This window comes from Nitrosomonas sp. (assembly GCF_040256045.1).
Lineage (GTDB): Bacteria > Pseudomonadota > Gammaproteobacteria > Burkholderiales > Nitrosomonadaceae > Nitrosomonas.
Map to the genome: position 1 here is coordinate 1 of NZ_JBDZWD010000080.1, position 4,828 is coordinate 4,828.

Annotated in this window: 6 protein-coding genes; 5 read left to right on the forward strand and 1 reads right to left on the reverse strand. The window is 49.2% G+C overall.

Annotated features, from left to right (window positions below; genetic code table 11):
- Nucleotides 1-521 precede the first annotated feature (521 nt).
- Together ABUL11_RS10820 and ABUL11_RS10825 are read left to right on the forward strand one after the other, a co-directional pair.
- A complete protein-coding gene (locus ABUL11_RS10820; protein ID WP_350283862.1) occupies nt 522-704 on the forward strand; it encodes a hypothetical protein in 183 nt (60 codons plus the stop codon).
- A gap of 857 nt (nt 705-1,561) precedes the next feature.
- A complete protein-coding gene (locus tag ABUL11_RS10825) occupies nt 1,562-2,068 on the forward strand; it encodes a hypothetical protein (protein ID WP_350283863.1) in 507 nt (168 codons plus the stop codon).
- A 47-nt stretch (nt 2,069-2,115) separates the two neighbouring features.
- On the opposite strand, the gene ABUL11_RS10830 is transcribed toward ABUL11_RS10825, so the two are convergent.
- Nucleotides 2,116-2,856, reverse strand: coding sequence for a sulfite exporter TauE/SafE family protein (locus ABUL11_RS10830; RefSeq protein WP_350283864.1), 741 nt, complete (start codon nt 2,854-2,856; stop codon nt 2,116-2,118).
- A gap of 656 nt (nt 2,857-3,512) precedes the next feature.
- Between ABUL11_RS10830 and ABUL11_RS10835 the strand changes: the two genes are divergently transcribed.
- The 3 genes from ABUL11_RS10835 (at nt 3,513) to ABUL11_RS10845 (ending at nt 4,356) form a co-directional block, all read left to right on the forward strand.
- The gene (locus ABUL11_RS10835; RefSeq protein ID WP_350283865.1) at nt 3,513-3,686 is read left to right on the forward strand and encodes a hypothetical protein; all 174 of its coding nucleotides are present in this window, start codon (nt 3,513-3,515) and stop codon (nt 3,684-3,686) included.
- Between the two features lie 76 nt (nt 3,687-3,762).
- Complete coding sequence (locus ABUL11_RS10840; protein WP_350283866.1) at nt 3,763-4,113, forward strand: hypothetical protein; 351 nt, start codon at nt 3,763-3,765, stop codon at nt 4,111-4,113.
- A 24-nt stretch (nt 4,114-4,137) separates the two neighbouring features.
- A complete protein-coding gene (locus tag ABUL11_RS10845; RefSeq protein ID WP_350283867.1) occupies nt 4,138-4,356 on the forward strand; it encodes a hypothetical protein in 219 nt (72 codons plus the stop codon).
- Nucleotides 4,357-4,828 lie beyond the last annotated feature (472 nt).

Consider the following 4,828-nt stretch of genomic DNA (forward strand, 5'->3'; position numbering starts at 1 on the left):
GCAATGTATAAGACATTTTGTTTAATAATCTTAAGCGATGGATCAGCTACTAATACTGATGCATTTGTCTATATAAAAAGATAATTCAAATATTCCTAATAAAGTATACGCCATGACATTGTGGAAAATCGTCCTGTAAATACAAATCAATTTTGATCCCATAGAAAGGTTTTAACCATTCCCTTTTAGTGTTAGAGTCACCCCAAGTGTTCAACATACTTTCCAACAGCGGATACCGCACCCGACAGATAAGCGGTTTTTTTGTGCCCATAGAATTTAGTCGTTCAGGAATAAGGACGATAACTACTTATAGCCGGGTAGCGCGAAAGCCGAAAAATAGCCGCAAGGCTAAGGCTCAGGGCTGTCTGTTGGCGGTGTTGAAGTACCTGGCCACCCTATCAACAAGGGTGAATTTCAACATACCCAACAGGAGGTCGCCATGACCGCTCAATCTAAAAATACTCTCTCTCAAGACACTACCCAGCTCAGAATCGACAGCATGAAGAACATCGAAGGCAATCGTGTATGAACTTTGGAAACGCACTGCTGACCAGCTGACACCTTCTGAGCTTGAATGGTTTGCCTGCGCTGCAGAATCTGCTCTCTTAACCATGCAGAACATTGAAGATGTACTCAATGGCATTGCCCTGCTTGTCAGTAGCGACGAACCAGGTGAAGGTCCCATTCGCGCAGGCAGCTTTTAAAGTGCAAGAGATTGCTCGATACTGCTGTTCTTCCTTGCAGAATCGATGTGCCATATCCGTGCACTGGTAACGGTAAGCAATGAGGCAAGTCACCGACTTCACAAGCCCGATTTTTACCGCTAACGCTGACCTGCCAGCCCGTCCCCAATTTTTGGGACGGTGAATTCTCCCTAGCCTTTACGCACGCGAAGGTACGAGCCATCCACACACCTGAAAAAGAAATAGCCTTTCCTGATATTTACGAATGCCACCATGACTCCCCATTTCCGTTTGAAACGGAGCAGGGCCCAGCGAGCTTTTACGCGTGCGTGTACGAGATTTTCTTCCGTTTCAAACGAAAGTAAGCCAAGGAAGCCATTGCGAGTGGGGGTGAATCGGATTCATACCCCTGGGGGAAATCCCCCGCCCACGTTATGTGCGACATTCGCACCATGATGGAGGCATTTCAGCAGAATTCAGATTTGAATCTTGTCTACCTGGTTGATTGGCCATGTTCAGGTTACAGCGGAGATTTATTCACTCACCAGATACCTTATAAAACCTCATATTTATGCACGCATTACGCATGGATTTTTCTGAACTACGGCAAGATTCAGTCAAGGTTGGAATGCACTATTCACTGATAATAACAGGCAGTTTTGACATGATGATCAAACGCCTTGAAATCCTTTGTTGTCGCGATTCTTAGATGGTTTATGAGGTTGACAGAGGTATATTTACCTAATGATTTCGTTTTCTGGGAGATAACACGATGCGGGGTGGTTACCGAAACGGAGCCGGGCGGCCTGGCTGGCACCGAAAGACCGGCGATATGCGTCAGATTGATGTAAGACGGCTGGCGTGGGAAAAGTGGTTGTATGAAGGCGGCATCCTTTGGTTGGGGATGGAAGGATGCTGACACGGGCGAGATACGGGCTTCTATCTGGATGAAAATGATCGGGGGTAGCCTTGAATGCAGCTACACCTTGAATGGTCAGCATGATGTCAAAGATCGAGCTCCACTGATCACCACGGAATGCAACTATGGCGGTAAGCGGTATTGGTTTGCCTGCCCCTACTGTGGCAGACGTTGTGCTGTCCTGTATATCGGCAGACGCGTGGCCTGCAGGAAGTGTCACAAGCTGATCTATTCGGGCCAGTGCGAAAATGTAGGCAACCGCGCATTGCGGCGTGCACAAACTATCCGCCAGCGGCTTGGTGGTTCAGCAAATATGCTCGAATTCTTTCCCAGGAAACCCAAGGGGATGCATTGGGATACCTTTCATCGGCTGAGAGCCAGGCATGATATTTTCGCCGATAAATCATTGGCATCATTGGAAAGCATGATCGAACGGTTTGGGATGATGAACCGTAAGCCGGGATGATCTGGGCTTGGATCCACGGGCTAGAGTAACCAGAATAGGAAGTATTGCTACCAGAGCAACTTGACGCTTGATACCAGCAAAAGGGCGGCAAGGATCGCACGCAACCAGCGATCAGACAGATATTGACTTCCAACGAACGCACCGATTGATCCACCTACTGCTACTGCAATTAGCCACCACGGCAATGACGTCGGGAGGGCATTCCAATATGCATAAGCACCCATCAAGGCGGCGGCTGAGTTCATCAGATTATAGACTGCAGTTGTAGCCGCAGTTTGATGCGCGCTTCCCCAATTCATCGCCAGAATCATGGGGGCAAGAAATACGCCGCCACCTGTTCCCGTTGTCCCTGAGATGAAGCCGATAATCGCTCCTGTCGCTAAAGCTGGCCAGAATGGCGGCACGCTTGGTTTACCGATAGCTGCGCCCTTACGAAATGCGGACCGTGCCATCTGGATTGCGGAGAGCATGAGGATCACGCCTACAATCGGATAGTAAATCTCGTGGGAGAGATGAATTGTTCCGCCGAGCAGAGAGAATGGAAAACCCAGAATGACAAAGGGATAGACATTCCGCCATGATAATCGTCCAGACTTCATGAAATGGAAGGTGGCAATCATCGCGACCAACAAGTTCAAAGCGAGGGCTGTTGTTTTCATGGCTGCGGGGGCAAAGCCAAAAAGTGCCATGGCGGCAATATAGCCAGATGCTCCTGCCTGTCCGACCGCTGCATACACCAGTGCTATTACGAAAAAGGTTGTCGCGAGCCAGATTACTTCAATATCCAATAGCTTCCCCGTTTCCCTGAAGCATCTCACAATCTGCCCAAACATGGGGATGGAGTAGCCAAAACAGGGCATAATTTCAGAAGGTGCTCACATGATGAGAATCACGTTCTCATAAATCAAGTAACAAAGCGGGTTCCTACCCATTCGCTATATTTCTTGATTGATCAGCTGCTTGCTATCTGGATTTAGGTACAACGATTGGTCCCGGCTGAAATTTGTGTCCAGCACCAGTTAAAAGACGGTATTTTTGACGGTATGTGGAAATAGAAAATCATAAAAACCGTTTATATACATGATATTGAATATTAATGTGGCTCCCTCTCTCGTCCTGTTCACCGTGTCTCCTGCGAGTGTACAGGCGAAAGATAATGCGCAAGATGCTGCTATTGCTGAATTGAAGGCGGCAGTGCAAGCATTACAGGCTGAATAGCTGCGGGCGTAAGCCCTGATCGCAGAGCTTGAAGCCACTCTGGCACGGCAGGGTGGAGCACCGTCAGGTGGAACACCACTAGCCGTGACAACGTACGCATCTGCACCAGAGCCCGTATTGCCGGCGAAGACCCAAAGCCGTCCGGTTACGGCCAATGTTCCGGCTGTGACGCCACTCACGCGTCTCATGCTTTCGGACGATATGCGCATTCGCTACGAGTCGAATTTTGGCATCAAAAGACGTGGGCGATCGTAATCGAGATGTGCTGCGTGCCCGCCTGCGTGCTGCTTATGCTGTGAATGACTGGTTGGCGATTGGTGGACAACTGGCGACAGGTGACCCTGATGATCCCCATTCTACGATATTACGTTGTCCAGGTTCGAAGACGATTTACAAGTGAGCTTGGATCAGGCTTACCTTCGTCTTGCTTCCGGCAATTTTCAGGCATATCTTGGAAAGATTCCACAGCCGTTCGTATGGAACTGCTATGGGATGGTGATGTTTCACCACAGGGGGCTTCGGCAAACTATACGGCTTTTCTCGGCGGCATGAGGCTGAGAACGAACGTACTCTATTTTATTGTCGATGAAACCGTTGCCGGGTCCGGACAGTTGAATGGTTGGTGGACAGATCGTAGTGGAGACGCCTCCTGCTCCTTTGCAAACAGAGTGGCAGTGGGCTATTACGACTATTCCCTGCGAAGTGTCGTAGGCGCTTCGGAAGGAGATTTTCGCTCCAACCTGTTTGCGAACGGGCGATATCTTTCTTATTTTAATCTGCTGGATGTGATTGCAGCCATGACATGGCGCAGGTTGGGTGAACGATAGCCAGTACGGGTGATCGGTGATTATTTGCATAATTTCGGTGCTGCGATGGGAGCTGATACCGGTTTCGGTATCGATCTGCTGGTCGGGCGTGCAAGCCAGCCCAGAGACTGGCATTTCATTTATGGCTATGCTCAGATGGATACGGACGCCGTGCTTACAGCCACGACAATACCAATCTTGCGACCAACTACCTGCAACACGCACTGGCAATCGACTATGTTCTGCGCCCGAACATTATGCTGAACGCGACTTATTATCGCTATCAACAGAAGGATATCACTGCCGGGTTAGACTCCATTGGTTGGCAAAACCGATTGCGTCTCAACTTCATGGCTGGTTTCTAGGTACGATCTGAATCATCGGGCAGCATGCCTGTGCGGGGAAGCCGTGATCAAGTGTGTTCACTGTAGTGAGAACACTAGCTCGTTAGGCGTGATGCATGGGTATAGTGATTATCGCTATCGGTCGTGATCCATCAAAGATTAAATTGTCATCATTCTGTCATTATTGCCCTGTATGTTCCGGATGTTGGCTATACCCCTTTTTCCAGTGAGGTGAGAGATGTCTGCAACAGTTCTGGTAGTGGAAGATGAATCGGCGATTCAGGAGCTGATCGCCTATAACCTGCGCAATGCAGGCTATACTGCTCTATGTACGAACAGTGCCGAGCAGGCAGCAGCGATGGTGAATGAGGTACTGCCTGATCTGGTATTGC

What these genes read in the sequence shown, in the direction of transcription:
- ABUL11_RS10825 (WP_350283863.1), top strand. Translation starts at nt 1,562, where the DNA reads ATGAAGGCGGCATCCTTTGGTTGGGGATGGAAGGATGCTGACACGGGC.
- ABUL11_RS10840 (WP_350283866.1), top strand. Translation starts at nt 3,763, where the DNA reads ATGGAACTGCTATGGGATGGTGATGTTTCACCACAGGGGGCTTCGGCA.